At 72.8% G+C, this 22,005-nt stretch carries 17 protein-coding genes; 7 read left to right on the plus strand and 10 right to left on the minus strand.

The genetic code is table 11. The features are described from left to right. Nucleotides 1–2: 2 nt before the first annotated feature. Complete coding sequence (locus AB0D34_RS06260; protein WP_362657248.1) at nucleotides 3–707, minus strand: FMN-binding protein; 705 nt, start codon at nucleotides 705–707, stop codon at nucleotides 3–5. Between the two features lie 10 nt (nucleotides 708–717). Further along, the gene (locus tag AB0D34_RS06265) at nucleotides 718–2,058 is read right to left on the minus strand and encodes a ferredoxin reductase family protein (protein ID WP_362657251.1); all 1,341 of its coding nucleotides are present in this window, start codon (nucleotides 2,056–2,058) and stop codon (nucleotides 718–720) included. Nucleotides 2,059–2,209: 151 nt separating this feature from the next. On the opposite strand from AB0D34_RS06265, the gene AB0D34_RS06270 reads away from it, so the two are divergent. From AB0D34_RS06270 to AB0D34_RS06280, 3 genes are read left to right on the plus strand one after another with little or no spacing between them, the layout of a single operon-like run. After that, nucleotides 2,210–2,899 (plus strand): response regulator transcription factor, encoded by a 690-nt coding sequence (locus tag AB0D34_RS06270; protein ID WP_362657254.1) that lies wholly within the window; start codon nucleotides 2,210–2,212, stop codon nucleotides 2,897–2,899. Beyond that, nucleotides 2,896–4,344, plus strand: a complete 1,449-nt coding sequence (locus AB0D34_RS06275; RefSeq protein WP_362657256.1) for a HAMP domain-containing sensor histidine kinase — start codon at nucleotides 2,896–2,898, stop codon at nucleotides 4,342–4,344. The genes AB0D34_RS06270 and AB0D34_RS06275 overlap by 4 nt, the downstream gene beginning before the upstream one ends. A gap of 52 nt (nucleotides 4,345–4,396) precedes the next feature. Then, on the plus strand, nucleotides 4,397–5,398 hold the full coding sequence (locus AB0D34_RS06280) for an NAD-dependent epimerase/dehydratase family protein (protein WP_362657259.1): 1,002 nt from the start codon (nucleotides 4,397–4,399) through the stop codon (nucleotides 5,396–5,398). Nucleotides 5,399–5,511: 113 nt separating this feature from the next. Here AB0D34_RS06280 and AB0D34_RS06285 read toward each other — a convergent pair whose 3' ends face one another. Beyond that, nucleotides 5,512–6,624, minus strand: a complete 1,113-nt coding sequence (locus AB0D34_RS06285; protein WP_362657262.1) for a HAMP domain-containing sensor histidine kinase — start codon at nucleotides 6,622–6,624, stop codon at nucleotides 5,512–5,514. Nucleotides 6,625–6,626: 2 nt separating this feature from the next. Beyond that, nucleotides 6,627–7,340 carry a response regulator transcription factor gene (locus AB0D34_RS06290; protein WP_362657265.1) on the minus strand — a complete coding sequence of 238 codons (714 nt, stop codon included), beginning with the start codon at nucleotides 7,338–7,340 and terminating at the stop codon, nucleotides 6,627–6,629. 103 nt (nucleotides 7,341–7,443) lie between these two features. Between AB0D34_RS06290 and AB0D34_RS06295 the strand changes: the two genes are divergently transcribed. The 3 genes from AB0D34_RS06295 to AB0D34_RS06305 are packed head-to-tail and all read left to right on the plus strand — an operon-like array spanning nucleotide 7,444 to nucleotide 9,562. Then, the gene (locus AB0D34_RS06295) at nucleotides 7,444–8,148 is read left to right on the plus strand and encodes a glycosyltransferase family 2 protein (protein WP_362657268.1); all 705 of its coding nucleotides are present in this window, start codon (nucleotides 7,444–7,446) and stop codon (nucleotides 8,146–8,148) included. Further along, nucleotides 8,145–8,753: a DUF2064 domain-containing protein gene (locus tag AB0D34_RS06300; RefSeq protein WP_362657271.1), complete on the plus strand. Its 609-nt coding sequence runs from the start codon at nucleotides 8,145–8,147 to the stop codon at nucleotides 8,751–8,753. Before AB0D34_RS06295 ends, AB0D34_RS06300 begins: the two co-directional genes overlap by 4 nt. Then, nucleotides 8,750–9,562 carry a methyltransferase domain-containing protein gene (locus AB0D34_RS06305; RefSeq protein ID WP_362657274.1) on the plus strand — a complete coding sequence of 271 codons (813 nt, stop codon included), beginning with the start codon at nucleotides 8,750–8,752 and terminating at the stop codon, nucleotides 9,560–9,562. The genes AB0D34_RS06300 and AB0D34_RS06305 overlap by 4 nt, the downstream gene beginning before the upstream one ends. A gap of 298 nt (nucleotides 9,563–9,860) precedes the next feature. Here AB0D34_RS06305 and AB0D34_RS06310 read toward each other — a convergent pair whose 3' ends face one another. Further along, complete coding sequence (locus AB0D34_RS06310) at nucleotides 9,861–11,087, minus strand: molybdopterin-dependent oxidoreductase (RefSeq protein WP_362657277.1); 1,227 nt, start codon at nucleotides 11,085–11,087, stop codon at nucleotides 9,861–9,863. A 114-nt stretch (nucleotides 11,088–11,201) separates the two neighbouring features. On the opposite strand from AB0D34_RS06310, the gene AB0D34_RS06315 reads away from it, so the two are divergent. Next, nucleotides 11,202–12,503, plus strand: a complete 1,302-nt coding sequence (locus tag AB0D34_RS06315) for a hypothetical protein (protein WP_362657280.1) — start codon at nucleotides 11,202–11,204, stop codon at nucleotides 12,501–12,503. Here AB0D34_RS06315 and AB0D34_RS06320 read toward each other — a convergent pair. From AB0D34_RS06320 to AB0D34_RS06340, 5 genes are all read right to left on the minus strand, one after another. Further along, nucleotides 12,490–15,357 carry a SpoIIE family protein phosphatase gene (locus AB0D34_RS06320; RefSeq protein ID WP_362657283.1) on the minus strand — a complete coding sequence of 956 codons (2,868 nt, stop codon included), beginning with the start codon at nucleotides 15,355–15,357 and terminating at the stop codon, nucleotides 12,490–12,492. The two genes, AB0D34_RS06315 and AB0D34_RS06320, sit on opposite strands and share 14 nt — an antisense overlap. 152 nt (nucleotides 15,358–15,509) lie before the next feature. Next, the gene (locus tag AB0D34_RS06325) at nucleotides 15,510–16,655 is read right to left on the minus strand and encodes an NlpC/P60 family protein (protein ID WP_362657286.1); all 1,146 of its coding nucleotides are present in this window, start codon (nucleotides 16,653–16,655) and stop codon (nucleotides 15,510–15,512) included. Between the two features lie 236 nt (nucleotides 16,656–16,891). Beyond that, nucleotides 16,892–17,431: an RNA polymerase sigma factor gene (locus tag AB0D34_RS06330; protein WP_362657289.1), complete on the minus strand. Its 540-nt coding sequence runs from the start codon at nucleotides 17,429–17,431 to the stop codon at nucleotides 16,892–16,894. Nucleotides 17,432–17,519: 88 nt separating this feature from the next. Beyond that, on the minus strand, nucleotides 17,520–18,185 hold the full coding sequence (locus AB0D34_RS06335; RefSeq protein WP_362657292.1) for a M15 family metallopeptidase: 666 nt from the start codon (nucleotides 18,183–18,185) through the stop codon (nucleotides 17,520–17,522). Between the two features lie 162 nt (nucleotides 18,186–18,347). Then, the gene (locus tag AB0D34_RS06340; protein ID WP_362657295.1) at nucleotides 18,348–21,845 is read right to left on the minus strand and encodes a BTAD domain-containing putative transcriptional regulator; all 3,498 of its coding nucleotides are present in this window, start codon (nucleotides 21,843–21,845) and stop codon (nucleotides 18,348–18,350) included. Nucleotides 21,846–22,005 lie beyond the last annotated feature (160 nt).

Below are 22,005 nucleotides of genomic sequence, written 5' to 3' on the forward strand. Positions count from 1 at the left end.
GATCAGCCCTTCGCGTCGATCGCGGCCTGGAGGGACTCCTTGTAGCCGTCACTGGTGATGGTCGCACCGGAGACGGTGTCGATGTCCGCGCTCTGCGCCTCCAACGTCTCCGCGATCAGCTTCGGCACGGCCGCCGTCGTCTGCGGGTGGTTCGGCTGCTGGAGCATGGTGACGGCACTGATCTTGTCGCCCTCGAAGGTCACCTGTACCTGGACGGTGCCCTTCTCCGTGTCGACCGCGGTGCCGTCGACGGTCTTGGACGACTCCTGCGCGGCCGACGCCGATGCCGACGGGGAAGCCGACGCCGTCTTCGCGTTGTCGTCGATCGCGGCCTGGAGGGACTCCTTGTAGGCCTCGCTGGTGATGGTCGCACCGGAGACGGTGTCGATGTCCGCGCTCTGCGCCTCCAACGTCTCCGCGATCAGTTTCGGCACGGCGGCCGTCGTCTGCGGGTGGTCCGGCTGCTGGAGCATCTTCACGGCGGTGATCTTCGTGCCGGTGAAAGTCACCTGGAGCTGTACAGGGCCCTTCTCGGTGTCGATCGTCGTGGTCGTGACCACGTTCGTGCCGGACGTTCCGGACGAGGACGAGGACGAGGGCGCCGGCGCGGTGGCCTGGACGGTCGAGGAGCCGGCCGAGGGCTGGTACAGCCACACGGGCACCAGGCCCGCGATGCTCAGGACGACGACAGGTATGGCTCGTTTCACGGTGTCTTCCTCATCCCGCCAGGCTGAAGCGCTCGAAGTGGGTCTGCGCCTTGGGCACGTTCAGCTCGCGCAGGCTGCCCAGCACGGCGTTCATCATGGGGGGCGGTCCGCACAGGAAGACGTCCCGTTCGGCGATGTCGGGCACCAGGCGGGCCAGTTCGCCCGCCGCCAGCTTGTCGGGCACCGGCGGTCCGGTGACCAGGTGGAGTTCGGCGCCCTTGGCCATCGCCAGGTCGCGCAGCTCGTCGTAGAGGACGGCGTCCCGGTCGGAGCCGACCCGGTAGATGACCACGGCGTGGCCCTCCAGCTCCTCCAGAAGGGCCCGGATCGGGGTGACGCCGACTCCTCCGGCGATGAGCACCGACTCGGGCCGGGTGCGGTGCAGGGCGGTGAAGGCTCCGTAGGGGCCCTCGGCGAAGACGCGGGTGCCGACCTTGACGTGCCTGAGGGCCGCGCTGCCCTCGCCGGCCGCCTTGGCGGTCAGGCGCAGGGTCCTTCCGTCGGGGGCGGCGGAGAGCGAGAAGGGGTTGGCCTGCCACCAGCGGTCGGCGGTCAGGAAGCGCCAGAGGAAGAACTGTCCGGCCCGGGCGGGGAGTTGGTCGAGGTCCTTGCCGCTGATGTAGATCGAGACGACGTTGTCGTTCTCGGGGACGACGGCGGTGACCCGGAACTGGTGGCGCCAGTTCCGCCACAGCGGGAGCACGAGACGGCCCAGGGCGACCGAGCCGAGGGCGACGCCCCACAGGACGTACCAGTAGGCCGTGGCGACGGACGAGGACGTGAAGGTCGTACCGACCGAGACCTGGTGGGTGAAGGCCAGCACCACGGCCACGTACGTGTACAGGTGGATGAAGTGCCAGGTCTCGTAGGCGAGGCGGCGCCGGGCGTAGCGGGCGGAGACCGCGCCGATCACGAGGATCAGGAAGAACGCGACAACCGCGCGGAGCACGCCCTCGGTGGTCTCGGCCAGGTCGACGATCTCGCCGATCGGGCCCACGTCGGTGCCGTCGGCGTAGCCGAAGGCGATGAAGACGACGTGCCCGAGGAGCGTCCACAGGAGGGCGAAGCCGGTCCAGCGGTGCCAGGAGGTCAGCCGGTCCATGCCGATGCGGCGGTCGAGCCAGGGCAGCCGGGCCACCAGGACCAGCTGGAAGGCCATGACGAGCGCGGCGTACAGGCCGGTGAGGCGGCCGAGCACGATGAGCGCGTTGGAGGCGAAGCCCGCCTGGGTGAAGAACCAGGCGACCACGGCCGCGTTGGCGGCCAGCACGGCGTAGAGCCCGGTGCGGGCCACCACCCTGGGGCGTTTTATCGCCGTGGGGGGCGCGGGGGGCGATTGGACGGTCGTCACAGGAGGGAGCTCCTTGATCGGGGCCTGGGTAACCGAGCTTCTCCGGCGGGAGCTGTCGATCAGCTGTCGTACAACTTTCAAGAGCTTATCGATATGTTCTCGGTGCCCATCCCGCTCTGGCTTTCCGGCGGCTGTGAAGCACTATGAGCAGGTGGAAAAAGTACGACTCCTCGTCGTGGACGACGACCCGCCGATCGCCGATCTCGTGGCGACGGTCGCCCGCTACGAGGGCTGGGAGGCGGTCACCGCCAACTCGGGTGAGGAGGCGCTGAGCCGTGCCGCCGAATTCCGTCCCGACATCGTGGTGCTCGACCTCATGCTGCCCGACATCGACGGCTTCGGCGTCCTGGACCGGCTGCGCCGCTCGGGGACGATGGTGCCCGTGGTGTTCCTCACCGCGCGGGACGCGGTCGCCGACCGGGTGGCCGGGCTGACCCGGGGCGGGGACGACTACCTGGTGAAACCGTTCGCTGTGGAGGAGCTGATGGCCCGGCTGCGGACCGTGCTGCGGCGCAGCGCCGGACCCGGCTTCCAGCGCTCGGTGCTCCAGGTCGCGGACCTCACGATGGACGAGGACACCCGCGAGGTGCGCCGCGGCGACAAGCTGCTCACGCTCACCCCGACCGAGTACGAGGTGCTCCGGTACCTGATGCGCAAGTCGCCGACCGTGCTCACCAAGGCGCAGATCCTCGACCATGTGTGGGAGTACGGCTTCGGCGGCCGCTCCAACGTCGTCGAGCTGGTCGTCAGCCGACTGCGCCGCAAGCTCGACGACACCGGCGATCCGCTGATCCACACCGTGCGGGGCTTCGGGTACGTGATCCGGCAGGCGGCCGAGTGATCGGGCGGCTGCGGTCGGCGTACCGGCGGATGCGGCTCGGCACCCGGCTGGCGCTCGGGCTCGGGGTGCTGGCCCTGGTGGTGTTCGGGGTCGTGGGCACCGCGCTGACGACGTACATGCGGGACTATCTGTCGGCCCAGCTCGACACCCAGCTCGCGCAGGCCCAGATCGCCCAGTCCAAGAGCATCGCGGACTACGGCACGCTCACGGGCAAGAAGTACTACAGCTGGTTCTACGCCGTGTACGACGTCACGGACGGCGCCCCCGCGCTCCGCAAGCCCGAGGACGCCGGCGACCTGCCGAAGGACGTCGCCGACTTCACCGCCCTGGCCGGGGCGCAGACCGCCGCGCACACGGAGCTGCTGCGCACCGAGCACCTCGCGGGCGTCGGCGACTACCGGCTGCGCGCCTGTGAGGTCGAGCCGGGGGTGGTGCTGGTCAGCGCCGCCCCGATGGACGAGATCGACGACACCGTACGGCGGCTGATCACCGTCCAGGTCGTGGCGTTCGGGCTGGCCCTGCTGGTGCTCGTGCTGATCGGCCGGAAGCTGCTGCGGCGCGGTCTGCAGCCGCTGAGCGACATGGCGTCCACCGCGCACGGCATCGCCTCGCACGACCTCACCGAGACGGCGGCCCGGCTGCCGCTGCGCGCCGACAAGCGGGGCGGCGGGCCCGAGGTCGAGGAGCTGCGCACCGCGTTCAACACCATGCTGGAGCACATCGACGACTCGCTCGCGGTCCGCGCGGAGGCCGAGCAGCGGCTGCGCCGGTTCGTCGCGGACGCCTCGCACGAGCTGCGCACGCCCCTGATGTCCGTACGGGGCTACGCGGACCTCTTCCAGTACGCCGCCGCCAACGCCCCCGAGGAGCGCGACAAGCACCTGGCCCGGCTGCGGGCCGAGGCCGCCCGCATGGGGTTCCTCCTGGACGACCTGCTGCTGCTCGCCCGGCTGGACGCGGCGGAGGTTCAGACCCCGCTCAGGGCCGCCGAGGTGGACCTGGTCGAGCTGGTGGAGCACGCGGCCGACGCGTTCCGGGCGAGTCACCCGGACCATCCGCTGACGGTGACGCCGGGCCCGCAGGCACTGAAGCTGCGGCTCGACCCGCAGCGGGTCCGCCAGGTCCTCGACAACCTCCTCGCCAACGCGGCCATGCACACTCCGGCGGGCACCCAGGTCTCGGTCGGGGTGCGGGTACGGGACGGCCACGCGCGCGTGCGGATCGCGGACGCGGGCCCGGGCATCCCGCCGGCCGACCAGGAACGGGTCTTCGACCGCTTCTACCGCGTCGACAAGGCCCGCAGCCGGGACCGGGGCGGCAGCGGGCTCGGCCTCGCGGTGGCCGCCTCGCTGGTCCGGGCGCACGGCGGCACGATCGAGCTGACCAGTGCGCCCGGCTCCACGGAGTTCACGGTGTCGTTCCCGCTGGGTCTTACGAAGCCGTGACGTGACGGCGCGGACCGGTCCTCCTGGCCGGTCACGGCCCTAGCTTGGGCACATGCGTGTACTGGTCACCGGCGGTGCCGGTTTCATCGGGTCCCGGATCGTCGAGGCGCTCACGGCGCACGGCCACGAACCCGTCGTCTACGACGTCCGCACCGACCCGGCGTCCGACGTACGGGATGCCGCCGCCGTCCGGGGCGCCCTGGCCGGCGTGGACGCCGTGTGCCACCAGGCGGCGATGGTCGGCCTGGGCGTGGACTTCGCCGACGCCCCGGCGTACGTCTCCCACAACGACGTCGGTACGGCGGTGCTGCTCGCCGCGCTGGCCGAGGCGGGGGTACGGCGGCTGGTGCTGGCCGGGTCGATGGTGGTGTACGGCGAGGGCCGCTACACCTGCGCCCGGCACGGGACCGTGCGGCCGGGTCCGCGAGCCGTCGCCGACCTGGACGCGGGGCGCTTCGAACCGCCGTGCCCTCAGTGCGGCGCGGAGCTCTCCCCCGGACTGGTCGGTGAGGACGCGCCGGTCGATCCGCGGAACGTGTACGCCACGACCAAGCTCGCCCAGGAGCATCTGGCGGCGTCCTGGGCGCGGGCCACGGGGGGTTCGGCGGTGGCGCTGCGCTACCACAACGTGTACGGCCCGGGCATGCCCCGCGACACCCCGTACGCCGGGGTCGCCTCCTTCTTCCGCTCGGCGCTCGCCCGCGGTGCGGCGCCCCGGGTCTTCGAGGACGGCCGTCAGCGCCGGGACTTCGTCCACGTACGGGATGTGGCGGCGGCCAACGTGGCGGCGCTGGAGGCGGGTTCGTGCCCGGGCGCCCTCACGTCGTACAACACCGGAAGCGGCGATCCGCACACGGTGGGCGAGATGGCGCACGCGCTGGCGGATGCCTACGGAGGCCCCTCGCCGGTGGTCACGGGGGAGTACCGTCTCGGGGACGTACGGCACATCACGGCGGACTCGGCGCGGCTGCGGGCGGAGCTGGGGTGGAAGGCGGAGGTCGGATTCGCCGAGGGGATGCGGGAGTTCGCGGGCGCGGGCATGCGGGGCGCGTAGCCCGCGGTGGACCGGTGGTGCCGCCCGCGAAGGAAAGCGGCCGCGGGCGGCACCGCCTTTGCCCCGGGCCACGGACACCCGGGCCCAGGAAGCGACCCGCACAGGGAGACCGCTCAGGAAGCCGTCGCCGGGAGCAGTACCTCGAAGCGGCAGCCGCCCGGGACGTTCTGTACGGTGGCGCGGCCCTCGTGGGCCTCGACGATGCCGCGGACGATGGCGAGGCCCAGGCCCGCCCCGGCGGGCGGGGTGCGGGCGTGGGTGCCGCGCCAGCCGGTGTCGAAGACGCGGGGCAGGTCCTCCTCGGGGATGCCTCCGCAGCCGTCCGTGACGGACAGCACGACCCCCTCGGCGCGGTGCTCGGCGGCGATCGCGACCGTGCCGTCGGCGGGTGTGCGCCGGATGGCGTTGACGAGCAGGTTGCCGAGGACCCGGCTCATCTCCTTGCCGTCCACCTCGACCGGTACGGCCGCCACCCGGTCCCCGACCAGCCGTACGCCGTGTTCGCGTGCCAGCGGATCCACGCCCGCGAGCGCGTCCGAGACCAGGTCGTACAGGGAGATCCGGCTCGGGCTCAGCGCCAGCGTCCCGGCGTGGATGCGGGAGAGTTCGAAGAGGTCGCCGACCATGTCGTTGAGACGCTCGACCTCGGTGCGGATCTGGCGGAGGTAGCGGGCGGGGTCGGCGGCGACGCCGTCCTCCAGGGCCTCGGACATCGCGCGCAGGCCGGCGAGCGGGGTACGCAGGTCGTGGGAGATCCAGGCGACGAGTTCACGGCGTGAGGTCTCCAACGCCCGCTCCCGGTCGCGGGATTCGGCCAGCCGGGCGCTGGTGGTGGCCAACTCGCGGCTGAGCGCCTCCAGTTCGGCGGTCGCCGGACCGACGGGGGCGGTGAAGGAACCGCCGTCGCCGAACGAACGTGCGGCGCGGGCGAGTTCACGGCCGCGGGCGACGACCCAGCGGCCCAGCAGCAGGGCGGTGACCAGGGAGACGACGGCGGCCATGAAGACGACCGTCGTGACCACACTCAGGTCGTGCCCGGACAGGAACATCGCCTGGGCGACGGCCAGGGTGCCCGCCAGCATCGCGGTGACCGCGACGGCGGCGATGACGGTGAGGTGCAGGGCGAGCGAGCGGCGCCGGATCAGCAGCAGCACGAAGGCACCGAGCAGCCCGGCCGCGACCGCGCCGAGGAAGGCGTAGAGGGCGATGAGGAGGGTGTCGCGCATGGTCAGGCCTCCGCTTCCGGGCCGTCGAAGCGGTAGCCGACGCCCCACACGGTCTGGATCAGCCGGGGCCTCGCCGGATCGTCCTCGACCTTCCCCCGCAGCCTGCGCACATGGACGGTGACGGTGGACAGGTCACCGAAGTCCCAGCCCCACACCTCACGCATCAGGTCCTCCCGGCTGAACACCCGGCCGGGGTGCCGCAGGAAGAAGGTGAGGAGGTCGAACTCCCTGATGGTGAGGGCGAGTTCGATGCCGTCCTTGAGGGCTCGGCGGGCCGCCTGGTCCACCGAGAGGCCGGCGGCGCTCAGGTGTCCGGACGGCTGGGCGGGCCGGGTGCGGCGCAGTACGGACTCGACGCGCAGGACGAGTTCGCGGGGGCTGAACGGCTTGGTGACGTAGTCGTCCGCGCCGACCTCCAGGCCCAGGATCCGGTCGTCCTCGTCGCCGCGGGCGGTGAGCATGATGACCGGGACGGGCCCGTGTCCGCGCATCCGGCGGCACACCTCCAGGCCGTCCATGCCCGGCAGCATCAGGTCGAGGACCACGAGGTCCGGGCGGTGCGCGGCGGCACGGGCGAGGGCGTCGGGGCCGTCGGCGGCCCGGTCCACGGCGTATCCGGCCCGGTCGAGGTAGCCCGAGACCACCTCGGCGACGGTGGGGTCGTCGTCGACGACGAGGACCCGGGGCCGGGTCTGTGCGTACTGCTGCTGCTCCATGCCGCCAGCCTCGCACCGCGCGTGCGGCTGTGCCGCCGTCCGCTCCCGACGTCCTGGTTTCGTAAGGAGCCCGAGTCCACTATGCCCCTTTTGTGCTCGTAGGGTGAAAGCTGTGACGACCCCTTCCGCAAACGAACCGGCGGCGTCCGTGGACGTCGTGCTCCCCTGTCTGGACGAGGCCGAGGCCCTGCCCTGGGTGCTGGAGCGCATCCCGCCCGGCTGGCGCGCGCTCGTCGTGGACAACGGCTCCTCGGACGACTCGGCCGGTATCGCCCACGCTCTCGGCGCGCGAGTCGTCCGCGAGGAGCGGCGCGGTTTCGGCGCCGCATGCCACGCGGGGCTGACCGCCGCCACGGCCGACATCGTGTGCTTCTGCGACTGCGACGCCTCGCTGGACCCGGCGGACCTGGTGCCGTTCGTGCACGAGCTCCTGAGCGGCGAGGCCGACCTGGTGCTCGGCCGGCGCCGCCCGCAGGCCCGCGGTGCCTGGCCGCCGCACGCCCGGGCGGGCAACCTCGCCCTCGCCCGGCTGCTGCGCCGCCGCACCGGGCTGCGGCTGCACGACCTGGGCCCGCTGCGCGCCGCCCGGCGCGAGCCGCTGCTCGCCCTCGGCCTCACGGACCGGCGCAGCGGCTACCCCCTGCAGATGGTGGTGCGGGCGGCCGACGCGGGCTGGCGGATCACCGAGCACGACGTGCCGTACCACCCGCGCACCGGTGCCTCCAAGGTGACGGGCACCTGGCGCGGCACCTGGCAGGCGGTACGCGACATGAGCCACGTCCTGAACGAGAAGGGGGCGCACGCGTGACCACGCTGCTCGTCATCGCCAAGGAACCACGCCCCGGCCGGGTGAAGACCCGGCTGACCCCGCCCTTCACCCCCGAGGAGGCGGCCGCGCTCGCCGAGGCGGCCCTCGCGGACACCCTCACCGTGGTGGCCCGCACCCCTGCCCGGCGCCGGGTGCTGGTCCTGGAAGGCACACCGGGCCCGTGGCTGCCGCCGGGTTTCGAGGTCGTACGACAGTCCCCGGGCGGCCTCGACGAACGGCTGGCGGCGGCCTTCGCGGGCTGCGACGGCCCTGCCCTGCTGATCGGCATGGACACACCCCAGGTGACTCCGGAGCTGCTCACGGTGGACTTCGCCGACTGCGACGCGTACTTCGGCCCGGCCGAGGACGGCGGCTTCTGGGCGCTGGGCCTCGCGGCACCGGACCCCTCGCTGCTGCGCGGGGTGCCGATGTCGACCCCCCACACCGGGGCGGCCCAGCGGGCCCGGCTGGCCGGACTGCGGGTGCGGGAACTGCCCGTCCTGCGGGACGTGGACACGGCGTACGACGCGGAGGTGGTCGCCAAGGCGGCGCCCGGCGGGCGGTTCGCTGCGCAGTGGGGGCGGCTTCAGAAGGTGGGCCGGTGAGGGCGGTCACGACCGGGGTCGGTCGGCAGCGGGGAGTCGACTCCGCCGCCGACGACACCTGGTCCGCCGACCCCTACGCCCACGCCCTCCGCACCGGCCGGGGCCCTCTGTTCCTGCGCCGCGCCGACGGCTGGCTGCTCCTGCTGGAACTGGAACGTTGGTGTGCGGCCGCGGACGCCGCGGATCTGGAGGTGCTGCGGCGCTGCGAGGGTGCCGTACTGGACGTGGGCTGCGGTCCCGGTCGGCTCGTCGCGGCGCTCGCCGCACGCGGGACGAAGGTGCTGGGCATCGACGTGAGCGAGGCGGCGGTCGCCCGTACCGTCGCGCTCGGCGGACCGGCGCTGCGGCGGTCCGTCTTCGAGCCGCTGCCCGGCGAGGGCCGCTGGGGCACCGCGCTGCTGATCGACGGCAATGTCGGCATCGGCGGCGACCCGCACACCCTGCTCGACCGGATGGCCGAACTCCTCACCCCTGGCGGCCTGTTGATAGCCGAGACGGTCACCGGACCCGACCTCGACGAACGGGTCCAGGTGCATGTCACGGACGCCCGCGGGGCCACCGGCAGCCCGTTCCCGTGGGCCCGGCTCGGCACCCCTGCCCTGTTGCGGCACGCGGAGCGCGCGGGCTGGCGTGCCGTCGGTCAGTGGACGGCGGGCGGCCGTTCCTTCGTCGCCCTGCGCCGCCGTACTGCCGCCGCCCTTCGCCGTCGTACGACGAACACCACCGCGGAACCGCCGAAGAGCGCGGCCGTCACCAGCAGCCAGCGGGCCAGGAAGCCGTCCGGGGACAGACCGGTCGCGGAGGCGTAGCGGTCCGCGACCCGCCCGGTGATCAGCGGGAACCAGACGAGCAGGAGCAGCAGGGAGAGGGCGGCGGGGACCCGGACGTACAGCACGTGCCGGCCCGCCGTCCTCACCAGGGCGCGGTCCGCCGCCGCGTACAGCGGCAGCAGCACCAGGTCGTGGAGGACGGCGGCTGCCACGAACCACAGCGCGACCCCGAACCAGTCGTCGGCCAGCAGCTGTACACCCGCGTATCCCGCGAGGGCGAACGAGCAGACCAGCAAGAGGAGTTGGAGCGGACTGCCGAGAGGGATCCTGGTGCGCATCACAGGTCTCCGAAGGTCAGCCGGGCCACCCACTTGGTGTTGAGCACACCGGGTGCCGCGGGCACGATGATCCGGGCCGGGTGGCCGTGGTCGGGGGTCAGGTCCTCGCCGTTGACGGACAGGGCGAGCAGGGAGCGCGGGTCGGCGACCTGGTTGGCGCGCAGGGCGGCCCGGCGGAAGGCGCCGTGCCGTTGCAGCGACTCCACGAAGACGTCCGGCGGATCGCCCTCGTAGCCGACGAGCGCGGCGAGGTCGCGCAGCCGTACTCCGCGCCACCACTGGTCGGAGGTGGACCAGCCCTCGACGCAGGCGATGGGCAACGCCGAGCTGTGCAGCGGGAGTTGGAGGAGGTCGGCGCGGCTGAGGCGGACGGTACGGCCCTCGCGCCCCACCACGACCAGCCGCCAGGCCTCCTCGTCCGTCTCGACCGGGTCGATCCCGGCGTAGGCGGCGGTCTTGTTGATCTGGAAGCCGCCCGGCCCGGAGCCCGGGTCACCGCCTCCGTGCGGGGCGAACAGGGCGGTTCTGCGGAGCACGCCGTCGAAGTTCTGCCCGACCGTGGTGAGGAACAGCAGCAGCGAGCCGCTCCCGACGAACCAGAGGGCGCCGCGCCGGGACACGGTCGGCTCTGCGGGATCCGGTGACACCAGCTCGGTTCTCTCCTCACGGAGTTGGCGGAGATTGCGCAGCGCGAGGGGCGTCTTCAGCACGGCGTGTGCGACGAACGCGGCGAAGAACACCCACGCCCCGTAGAAGTGCAGCGGGTAGAAGGAGCCCGGGAAGACGTAGTCCAGCTGGACGTTGAGGATGCCGGTGACGAACTCGAAGAGGGCGCCGCCGACCAGGAGCAGCAGCGAGATCCGCTCCAGGGCGTGCGCGAGCGAGCGGGCCGGCGGCAGGGTGAACAGCTTGGGCACGACCGACCACAGCTTGGCCAGCAGGACGGGGATCAGGGTGATCCCGAGGGTGACGTGGACGCCCTGGGTGAGCCGGTACAGCCAGTGCGGGTCGGTCGGCCAGGAGAAGAGGTAGAAGCCGAGGAGCCCCTTGTCCGGGGTCTTGTCGTTCACCCGCGCGAGGTCCGGGTTGTAGGAGGCGTACGACAGCAGCCCTGTCACGAACAGCACCGTGATCCCGCCGAGGAGCACGACCCCGAGGACCGAGGTGAGCCAGGGACCGCGCAGCGGGCTGCGCCAGAAGGAGGGGGAGAAGACAGACCGTGCCATGCCCCGACCGTAGGCCCGTGCCGACCCGGAAACGGGCCCGCGAACCATGACGAAACTCTGACGTCGTCGCATGTCAGCCGTCCGGAGGAGGTCTCGCGACCTAGCGTCTTCGGCGTGAACCGGGACCTCCTTCGTGATCTGTACGCGGCCGTGTGCGCCGCGCTCCTCGTGGTGACCGCCGTCCTGGTCGGCAGGGCGATCCAGCACCGTGACGGCTCGCTCCGCGTCGACTGGCCGCCGCTGCTGGCGAGTTGGGACCCGCATGTCGGCCCCGGCACCCCGGCCGCGGTGGTCGTCGCGGCCACCGCGGTGGCGTACGGCCCCTCGCTCGCCGCCCGGCTCCCCTGGCGCCCGCTGCTGTTCGCCGCATGGGGCGCGAGCATGGCCTGGACGTGGTCCCTGGCCCTCGTCGACGGCTGGCACCGGGGGGTCGCCGAGCAGCTGACCACCAGGAACGAGTACCTGACGGTCGTCGGCCGCTTCCACGACATCCCGGCGGCCCTGCGGGACTTCACCCGTCACATCCTGATCGACTCCCCGGACAACTGGCCCGCGCATGTCGCCGGGCATCCGCCGGGCGCGACGCTCACGTTCGTGCTCCTCGACCGGGTCGGGCTGGGGGGTGGCGGCTGGGCGGGGGCCTGGTGCATCACCGTCGGTACGACGGCGGCGGTCGCGGTTCTCGTCGCCGTACGGACCCTCGCCGACGAGTCACTCGCCCGTCGGGCCGCGCCCTTCCTGGTGCTGGCGCCGGGTGCGGTGTGGGTGGGGACGTCGGCGGACGGGTACTTCGCGGCGGTGGGGGCGTGGGGGGTCGCGCTGCTGGCGCTCTCGGTGCGGGGGTTCTGGCCGAGGCTGAACGGGTTCTGCTCGGGGCTGTTGTTCGGGGTGACCGTTTATCTGTCGTACGGCCTGACGCTGCTGGTCGTCGTCATGGGGGCGGTGGTGTTCCTGGGGTCCCGGCGGCCTCTGTTCTTTGTGGTGGCTGGGTTCGTGGTGGTGCCGGTGGTGTTCACCTCGCTGGGGTTCGACTGGTGGGAGGCGTATCGGTTGCTCGTGACGCGGTACTACCAGGGGTCGGGTGGGGTTCGGCCGTACTGGTACTGGGTGTGGGGGAATCTGGCGTGCGCGGTTTTCCTCGTGGGGCCGGCCGGCGTTGCGGGGCTGCGGAGGATTGTTGCTGGGGTACGGGTGCGTTCCCCACGCCCCTTCGAGGTGCTGGTGGTCGCCGCCGCACTGGCACTTCTCATCGCCGATCTGTCCGGGATGAGCAAAGCCGAGACCGAGCGGATCTGGTTGCCGTTCGCCGTGTGGTTGTTGCCTGCTGGTGCGTTGCTGGGTCGGGTGCGGGGGTGGCTGGTCGCGCAGGCGCTGCTCGCGTTGCTGGTCAACCATCTGTTGCTCACGGGGTGGTGAGCGGCAGTTCGGTCCAGATGGTCTTTCCCTCGGGGGCGTGACGGGTGCCCCAGCGTTCGGTGAGCTGGGCGACGAGGAAGAGGCCGCGGCCGCCCTCGTCCTCGGTGCGGGCACGGCGCAGCCGGGGGGAGGTGCCGCTGCCGTCGGAGACCTCGCAGATCAGGGCACGGTCGCGGAGCAGCCGTAGCCGGACCGGGCCGGTGGCGTGGCGGATGGCGTTGGTGACGAGTTCGCTGGCGACGAGTTCGACGGTGAACGACAGCTCGTCCAGGCCCCAGGCGGCCAGCTGGCGGGTGACCGCCGCGCGGGAGCGGGAGACCACCGCCGGGTCGCTCGGCAGCTCCCACTGGGCGACCCGCTCGGGGCCGAGGGCGCGGGTGCGGGCGACCAGGAGGGCCACGTCGTCGCTGGGGCGGGCCGGGAGCATCGCGTCCAGGACGGCCTCGCAGGTCTCCTCCGGTGGCCGGTCGGCTCGGGCCAGGACGGTCCCCAGACGGGCGAGACCGGTGTCGATGTCCTGGTGCCGGTCCTCGATCAACCCGTCGGTGTACAGCACCAGTTGGCTGCCCTCGTCGAGTTCCAGCTCGACGGTCTCGAAGGGCATCCCGCCGAGTCCGAGCGGCGGGCCCGAGGGCAGGTCGACGAACTCCACCCTGCCGTCGGGTGCGACGACCGCGGGGAGGGGGTGGCCGGCGCGGGTGAGGGTGCAGCGCCGGGACACCGGGTCGTAGACGGCGTACAGACAGGTCGCTCCGACGATGCCGGAGTCCGCCTGGTCGCTGTCGACCGCCCAGCCCTCGCCGCGGTCCAGTCGGGCCACCAGGTCGTCGAGGTGGGTGAGGAGTTCGTCGGGCGGCAGGTCCAGGGAGCAGAAGTTGTGCACGGCGGTGCGCAGCCGGCCCATGGTGGCGGCGGCGTGCAGTCCGTGGCCCACGACATCGCCGACGACCAGCGCCACCCGGGCCCCGGAGAGCGGGATGACATCGAACCAGTCGCCGCCCACGCCGGCCTGCGCGGGCAGATAGCGGTAGGCGACCTCGACGGCGCTCTGCTCGGGGCGCCCCTTGGGCAGCAGGCTGCGCTGGAGGGCGAGCGCGGTGTTGTGCTCGCGGGTGTAGCGGCGGGCGTTGTCGATGCAGATCGCGGCGCGGCCGGTCAGTTCCTGGGCGAGGGAGAGGTCGTCCTCCTCGAAGGGGGTGGGCTGCCCGGAGCGGTAGAAGCTGACCACGCCGAGGGTCGTGCCGCGGGCCCGCAGCGGCACGGTGATCAGGGAGTGGATGCCGGCCCTGAGCACCCGCACGAGCCGCGCCGGGTCCTGGGCGAGCCAGCCGCCCGCCTGGGCGAGGACCGGTTCGAGCACCGCCCGGCCGGTCTCCAGGCTGCGGGACTGCGGGGTGGAGGGCACATAGCCGACCTGGTCGCCGACGCCGTACAGGTCGGGCTCCGCGCGCACACTGCCCACGGCGACGCGGCGCAGCGGGGTCTCCGCGCCGAGCGGGCCCGGTTCCTCGCCGTGCAGCACGAGGTCCGGTAGATCCACGGCGGCGAAGTCGGCGAACCGCGGCACGGCCACCTCGGCGAGCTCCTCCGCCGTCCGCGCGACGTCCAGGGTGGTGCCGATCCTCCCCCCGGCCTCGTGCAGCAACTCCAGCCGCCTGCGCGCGAGCAGGGCGAGCCGGCCCACGCCGGGATCGCCGAGGAGGAGCAGCCGGTCTTCGGTTCCGGGCGCGGGCGGCGCGCCGGGGCGTTCGAAGAGGGTGGGGACGACCGTCCGAACGGGGTGCTGCTCGATCACTGGTGAGGTCGAGACCCAGGACGTCTTCGGAGCTGCCGCTGTCGGCGCCGACGAGGCTCTGTGCAGGGGGGCCGCCTCGGGCACCGGCAGCACCCCGGTCGCCGTCGTCCTGACCACTCCCGCCCCCGGGAGGCCCGCTCCTCCGAGGATGCGTGCCTCGACCACCACCCCCGTCTCCCCCGCCGCTCCCCGCACCTGGCGGCGCAGCAGCATGGCGCTGCGGCCGCCCGACAGCATCACTTCGTCGAGGGTCCGGTGCGTCGGCGCGGCGAGGAGTTCCTCGGCCTTCTCGCGCAGGACGGCCAGGTCGATCCGGCCGAGACGACCGGCACCCTCGCCGTCACTCCCGCGCGTCATGTCCGCGTCGGTGGGCTGCTGCGGCCACCCGCCGGCGTCCCGCCCCGCACGCCGGTACGCGGCGAGCAGCGCCCGCTCCCGTTCCGTGGCCTGTTCCAGCAGCCGCGCCTCGATGTCCCGGGCGGCCTCACGGACCAGCCGCACCATGAGGGGGTCGCCGTCGTCCCGCAGACAGGTGAGGTCGAGTACGGCCTCGATGTGCCCGCTGAGTGGATTGCGCACCGGCGCGCCCGCGCAGGCGAAGGGCTGCAGACAGTCCGCGAAGTGCTCGCGCCCGACGACGTAGACGGGCCCCCGCTCGGCCAGCGCGGTGCCCACCCCGTTGGTTCCGACGACCTGTTCCGAGGCGTCGAATCCCGGGGCGAACCGCACCTCGTCCAGTCGCCCCCGCAGTACCCGGTCGCCGCCGAGCCGCTGGACCATCCTGCCCTGGCCGTCGCAGAGGGCGATCGCCATGCCCACCTCGGAGAGCGAGCCGGACAGCCGGTGCAGCACCGGCTCGGCGGCTCGCAGAAAGCCCTCGTCGAGAACCACATCGGCGGCGTCCGGCACCAGCAGCCGGTCCGGATCGACACCCACGGACCTGCACCGCTTCCAGGACTCGAGCACCGCGCCCCGGACGTCCGAGTCCACGCGGGCACCGGCCAGGAACCGTTCGTGGGCATCGACCAACCCGCCGATGTCGTCCCAGGTGACGGACAACGGAATCACTTCCCTCACCCGGAGAGGGCCCGGCCGCTCGCCGCCACTCGGCTCGCCCCACGGCGCTCTCCAAGCCCTTACACCGTAGACCCCTTGTGACGCGCATCACAACACCTGTCGGGAGCGGGTGCGGGCCCTTCAGGAGAGCCGGATCAGCAGGTGGCCACGCCGTCCAGCCAGGCCGGGCCCTTGATGTAGATGTTCGTCATCCACGAGCCGTCGGTGAGCTTCGACCAGGCGTCGTTGGTGTAGCCCTCGGCCGTGACCTCCTGGGCGTGCTTCTGGCAGACCACGTTGACCGTGGTGGGCTGGGCGAAGTAGTCGACCACGGCGGCGTTGACGTTCGGCTCGCTGTGGGTGCGCACCCCGGTGCCCCAGGTCTGGAACGCCTTGCTGCCGCCGGACGGCGGCGGAGTGGTGCTGCCGCCGCAGTCCGGGACGCCGGGCAGCCAGGCCGGGCCCTTGATGTAGATGACGGTCATCCACGAGCCGTTCGCGAGCTTGGCCCAGGCGTCGTTGGTGTAGCCCTCGGCGGTCACCGTCTTGGCGTGCTGCTGGCACTGGACGGACACCTGGGTCGGCCCGGGGAAGGTGTCGACGGTGGCGGAGCCCACGCTCGGCGACCGGTGCGTGCGCACGCCGGTGCCCCAGGTCTCGAAGACCGTGCCTCCGTTCGCGGGCGGCGGGATCGGGGTGCCGGAGCCGTTGATCCGTACGGCGCCCGCGTAGTCGCCGCCGGTGCGGACGGGGGCGACTCTGATGCGGGTGCCGGACTCGTACGCCTCGACCATCTGCCCGTCGCCCAGGTACATGGCGACGTGGTGGATGTGCCCGTTGCCCCAGAACATCAGGTCGCCCGGCAGCAGTGGGGCGGTGCCCTGCCCGGCGGAGAACCGGGCAGAGGCCTGCGAGGTGTGGTACTGGTCGTCGGCCGTGCCGTTGAGCAGGTCCTTGCCGGTGGCCCGGTAGTAGGCGTACCGCATCAGGCCGGAGCAGTCGAAGCCCTTGCGCTCGCCGTCGTGGAGGCTGTCCGGGTCGGAGCCGTCGTAGAAGCCGTAGCTTGCGCCGGGCGTCGCGGCGTGGCCGCCGCCCCAGCTGTACCAGACGCCGACCTGCGAACAGGCCGCGTCGACGGCGGCCTGGGCGGTGGCGGAGGCGCCGGACGCGAGGACACCGCAGGTGGCGTCCGCTGCGTCCGGGGCGGCCTGGGCCGGGGCGGAGAAGAACGCGGTGAGGGCCAGGGCCGAGGCGCCCAGGATCGCGCCGCTGGTCCGACGGCGTGTGCTGATGGTCGTCAAGGGACTCTTCCTTCGTCTGGGTGGGGTCACCGGGGTGCCGGTGACCCGGCGGAGTGGGGCCGGAGACGCACCCACCCCCGTGGGGTGCGCCACCGGGGGCCTGGGCCTGTCCGGCGGACAAGGCCGGCTCCAAGGAACGGCGCCTTGTCGGCGCAGGTGCGCGGGGCCATGGGGGTCCCCCTCTACGGGAGTGCGTGCCAGGCCCCGCGCCGCCGGCATGTTCCGTCGGACAGGTTTTAGTTGTGGAGCGCGGCGCGCATCTTGGCGAGGCCCCGCAGGCGGTTGCGCTGGACCGTGCCGCGGTGGGCGCCGAGGTGCTCCCCGGCCGTGTCGTGGGTGAGCCCCTCGAGGTCCACGAGGATCACCGCGGCCGCCTCCTTCTCGGAGAGCGTGCTCAGCAGCGCGAGCGCGGTGGCGGAGGCCTCGTAGGAGGCGAGTCCGCCGTCCCAGCCGGCCTCCGGCAGCTGGTCCGTGGTGCGTTCGCGGCGGGAGGGGTGCTGCCAGGAGTCGCGCAGCAGGTTGAGGGCTACGGCGCAGGTGTAGGCGTACGGATACTGCTGCCGCGTCAGGCTCCGGTCGCGGGCCCGTCGGGAGAGCCGCAGATAGGTCTCCTGGAGCAGGTCGTCGGCGTCGTGCGGATTGCCCGTCAGTGCCAGCAGACGTCTTCGCAGGCGTGGCATGTCGGCGGTGAAGGACGCGTCGAAGTCCCCCGGGCTCATCCGCTCGTCGGCGGCCTCGCGCGGCGGTGGCGGACAGGTGGCGTGACTGTGGTCCATTTCTTTCCCCCTTGCGGTGATCTCTTGCGGTGATCCCTCGCAGTGATCCCGTGCCGTGTTCTTCGTTTCGCCGCCCTGCTTCCGGTGGTCAGGCCGGAAAGCAAGGCGGTTCGGCGGGCCCGTAACGAGCGCTTGGCACCCTGCGCATCAGGGCCCAGTACCGGTCGCCGTACGACCAGTGCCACCACTCGGTCGGGTAGTTGACGAACCCCGTCGCGGTGAGCACGTGGCCCAGCAGGGCCCGGTTCTCGCGTGCCTCGGCACCGATACCGGGCGCGTCGGTGCGGCAGGCGCCGCCGCTCTCCTCCGGGGTGGCGTTGACCTCCGTGCCGAGCGGCAGTTCGCGGCCCGCGTGGTCGCACAGGGTCAGATCGACCGCACCGCCGCTGACGTGCGGGGCGACCTCCGGCGGCGAGATGTAGGCGCTGGCCAGCTCACGGATCCGCTCGGGAGCCGCGTCCGGATGGTCCCGCCGCAGCGTCGCCGCGTACTGCTCGAAGTACCGGCTCTGGAGTTCCGGCGGCCGGTACCCCTCCACCACCAGCAACCGCACCCCCGCGGGCAACAGCCGCTGCGCCCGCACCAGCCGCCGCAGCGCACCGACCCGCAGATGCGCATAGCTCCCCTCGTCGTCGGCCTGCCGGGAATCGAGCAGCAACTCCCCGTCGGCCCGCAGATCGACAAGCGGTTCCCCGCATTCGTCCGGTACGACGCCGGCGACCCGGGGATCGGCGAGCGTGATGATGTCGGTCACGGGAACAGGGTCGCGGGGCGGCCTGCAATTGCTCTGCAGATCACCTGTAGGCATCGGACCAACGGTTGTGCAGCGCGCCCCAAAGGGGCGCGGGGAACGGCGCGACCAGCCACATCAAACCCGCAGCCGCCCAACAACAGCACCCGGCACCCCAGTAGGCACCTAACCTCGCTCCCGCGCCTCCCGAGCCCCCAACTCCCGAAAAACCCCCATCGCCTCAGCCCGGGCCCCCGAAGCCACGCTCGACAACGCCTCCGCCTCGAACACCTCCGCCAGATCCCACAGCGTCCGCGCCCGCCACAGGGGAAGCCCCAACACCTCCCACCCACCCAGCGCCCGCTCCAACGACTCCCGCGCAGCAACCGCGTCACCGGCAGCCAGGTACCACTCCCCCAGCGTCCGCGACACCAGCGCCTCACCGAACCGGTCCTGCCGGTCGCGGGCCACCTCCAGACACCGTTCGAGCCGCTCCCGCGCCGCGTCGAGCCGCCCCTGCCGCAGCTCCACCTTCGCCAGCGACTGCTCCGTGTACATCACGCCGAACGTGTCGTGGAGGTCCGCGAACCCCCGCAGCGCGTCCCGCAGCATCCGCTCGGCCTCCTGCCACGCGCCCTCCGCCCGATGGCACAGGGCCAGCGAACGCAGGGTCAGCGCCTCACCGAACCGGTCGCCTTCCGCCCGGTACAGCTCCAGCGCCCGCGCGAGGGCCTCGCGGGACTCCGCCACTCTCCCCTGCTCCCGGTACACACAGCCGATGCCGTACAGCACCTGGGCCCGGGCACCGCGGTCACCGTCCGGCCCGTAGCGTTCCAGCGCGGCGCCGAGCAGCTCCAACGCCTCCGGGAAGCAGGCCTGTTCACGTCGGGCCGTGGCCATGCCGACGAGGGCCTGGCCCGTTCCCTGCGGTACGTCCTCAAACGCCTCGAACAGCCTCAGGGCGTCCCGGAAGTAGCCGTACGACTCCTCGAACTCGTCCTGTTCGTACCGCAGTTGCCCCAGCCCCGTGAGCAGCCACGCCTCCCCCTCGCCGTCCCCGCTGCGCCGGACCGCCGCCATCGCCGCGGTGTGCGAACGGGACCACGCGTCGAACTGGTTGTACAGCGCGACCGAGCTCGCGATCAACGCACCGGCGAGGTCACGCGCCGCGCGGTCCATGCCGTGGTCGGCGCAGTACTCCACCGCCGCCAGCAGACCGGCCTGTTCGGCGGCGAACCAGGCCGCGGGGCGGCTGAGCAGGTCCTCGTCGGCCTGTGGGTCGAGCGGGTCGACGGGCCGGACGGCCGCCGGTTCGGGGAAGTACCGTGCCGCGCCGCCGGGGCCCCGCGCCGCGGCCTTCTCGGCCAGTCCCAGCCAGCACTCCACCAACCGCCCCACGGCCGCAGCCCGTTCCTCGGGGCTCTCCTCCGACAGACACCGTTCGCGGGCGTGTTCGCGGGCCAGGTCGTGGATGCGGTAGCGGCCGCGGCCCGTGCCGTCCACGCCGATCACGTCGATGAAGTGGCAGTCCACCAGGCGTTCGACGGCCTCCTCGGCCTCCTCCGTCCCGATGTCCAGCAGGGGTCCGGCGATCCAGGCCGCGAAGTCGGGCAGGTCGAGTAGGGCCAGGCGGCGCAGGGCGATGCGTTCCTGCGGATCGAGGTCGGCGTAGCCCAGTTCGAGGCTGGTGCGCAACTCCAGGTCCCCGGCGCGCAGTTCGTTGAGTCTGAGCCGTTCGTCGCGCAGTCGGGCGGCGAGCCGGCCGGGCACCCAGTGCGGCCGGGCCGCGAGGCGTGCTCCGGCGATGCGCACAGCGAGCGGCAGCCGTCCGCACAGGGAGACGATCTCGGCGGTCTCCTCCGGCTCGGCGAGGACACGGTCCCCGCCGGCCACGCGGCGCAGGAGGTCGAGTGCCTCCTCCTGGTCCGGCACGGTCAGGTCGAGGTGTGCCGCGCCCTCCAGCGCGACCAGCCTGCGGCGGCTGGTGACGAGCACCGCGGAGCCGGGGCCGGGCGGCAGCAGCGGCCGTACGTGCGCCTCGCCGGCGGCGTTGTCGAGGATCAGCAGGATGCGGCGGTGGCCGGTGTGGGTGCGGTACAGCCCCGTCAGCTCCTCGACCGAGCTGGGCAGTGACTCCGGTTCGACGCCCATGGCCCGCAGCAGCCGGGCGAGGGCGTCGGCGGGTTGCAGTGGGGCGGTGTCGGCGGCTCTCAGGTCCACGAACAGGCGGCCGTCCGGGAAGAGTTCGGCGGTGCGGTGGCCGACGTGGACGGCGAGCGCGGTCTTGCCCGTACCGGAGCGGCCCGAGATCACGCCGATGGGCGGGGCGGTGCGGCCGTGGTCGTCGACTCCGCCCAGCAGCGAGACGGCCCAGTCGATCTGGTCCGACCGGCCGACGAAGTCGGCTATGTCCGGGGGGAGATGGGACGGGGCGGGTCTCGCGTGCGTGCCGGGGCCACCGACGTCGCCCACCGCACGGACCGTGACCTCGTGCCGGGTTCCCGGAGCACCGCCGGCTTCCCGCTCCTCGTGGGGCCGGGAGCCGCCGCCCCGCTCGCGGAACCCGGATCTGCTGTCTGACGGTGAGGGTTCCTGCAAACCGGAGCCACTGCCGGACGCCGAAGACTCAAAGAACCCGGAACCGCCGCCGCCCCGCTCGCGCACCCCGGAACCGCCGCCGGACGCTGAGGACTCGCGGACCCCGGAACCGCCACCAACCGCCGAAGACTCATGCAACCCCGAGCCCCCACCACCCCGCGAGGACTCACGCAACCCCGAGCCCCCACCACCCCCCGAAGACTCATACAACCCCGAGCCCCCACCACCCCCCGAAGGCCCGGCAGACCAGGAACCGCTTCCGGACTGCACGCGCTCCTGGAACCGAAGACCCGTGCCGAACCGCGAGGCGTCCCCGACCCGAGGATCGGCACCGAGCAGCGCGGGATCATTGGTCAGCACCGCCTTGTGCAGCGCCCGCAGCTCAGGCCCGGCGTCGATGCCCAGCTCCTCCCGCAGGACCTCGCGGCCCTCCTGGTAGGTGCGCAGGGCGTCGGAGACCCGGCCCGTGCGGAACAGGGCGGTCATCAGCTGGCCCCGCGGCCGTTCCCGCAGCGGGTGGGCGGCGACATGGGCGAGCAGGGGCGCGATCGTGCGGTCGGCGCGGCCGAGTTCGAGGTGCAGGCCGAAGGTCTCCTCCTGGGCGACCAGCCGCAGTTCCGCCAGCCGGGCCGCCTCGATCCGGGCGAACGACTGGTTCAGCCCTTCGAGGGCCTCCTGGCCCCGCCACAGTCCGAGCGCCTCCGACAGCAGGTCGGCGGCCTCCTCCGGGCGGCCCTGGGCGGCCTCGGCGCGGCCGGACGCGAGCAGTTCCTCGAAGCGGCGGGCGTCGACCTGGGAGCGGTCGAGCTCGGCGACGTATCCCGGTGACTGGGTGCGGATCACCTCGGCGGCGCCGACGCGGGTCAGCGCACGGCGTACCGCGGAGACATGGGTGGCGACGAGGGCGCCGGCCGTCGCGGGCGCCCGGTCGTCCCAGACGGAGTCGACGAGCCGTTCCGTGGAGAGCACTTCGCCCAGGTGGACGACGAGTGCGGACAGCACCGCCAGGGGTCTGGTCCCGCCGAGCGGGGCCCTTCGGTCCCCCTCCCACACCTCCACCGGACCGAGAAGACGTACCTGGAGCATCGTTCCCCGATCGCCGTACCGCCCGCCCCACGGATGCGTGTTCGACGATATCGACGGGCGGTGTCGGCGAAGAGTGAGCCGTGGTTCACCGTGGCCGGATCCGGTGGGCCGGTCCTCGGGAGACAGGCCTTGGAAGGGCCGCGTGCCCGGCACGGACGAC

The sequence above is a fragment of the Streptomyces sp. NPDC048420 genome (assembly GCF_040651535.1).
Lineage (GTDB): Bacteria > Actinomycetota > Actinomycetes > Streptomycetales > Streptomycetaceae > Streptomyces.

Excerpts from the sequence above, each read along its gene's own strand:
- AB0D34_RS06285 (WP_362657262.1), bottom strand. The coding sequence starts at position 6,624 with ATGCGCGACACCCTCCTCATCGCCCTCTACGCCTTCCTCGGCGCGGTC.
- AB0D34_RS06290 (WP_362657265.1), bottom strand. The coding sequence starts at position 7,340 with ATGGAGCAGCAGCAGTACGCACAGACCCGGCCCCGGGTCCTCGTCGTC.
- AB0D34_RS06340 (WP_362657295.1), bottom strand. The coding sequence starts at position 21,845 with ATGCTCCAGGTACGTCTTCTCGGTCCGGTGGAGGTGTGGGAGGGGGAC.
- AB0D34_RS06280 (WP_362657259.1), top strand. The coding sequence starts at position 4,397 with ATGCGTGTACTGGTCACCGGCGGTGCCGGTTTCATCGGGTCCCGGATC.
- AB0D34_RS06310 (WP_362657277.1), bottom strand. The coding sequence starts at position 11,087 with ATGGCACGGTCTGTCTTCTCCCCCTCCTTCTGGCGCAGCCCGCTGCGC.
- AB0D34_RS06330 (WP_362657289.1), bottom strand. The coding sequence starts at position 17,431 with ATGGACCACAGTCACGCCACCTGTCCGCCACCGCCGCGCGAGGCCGCC.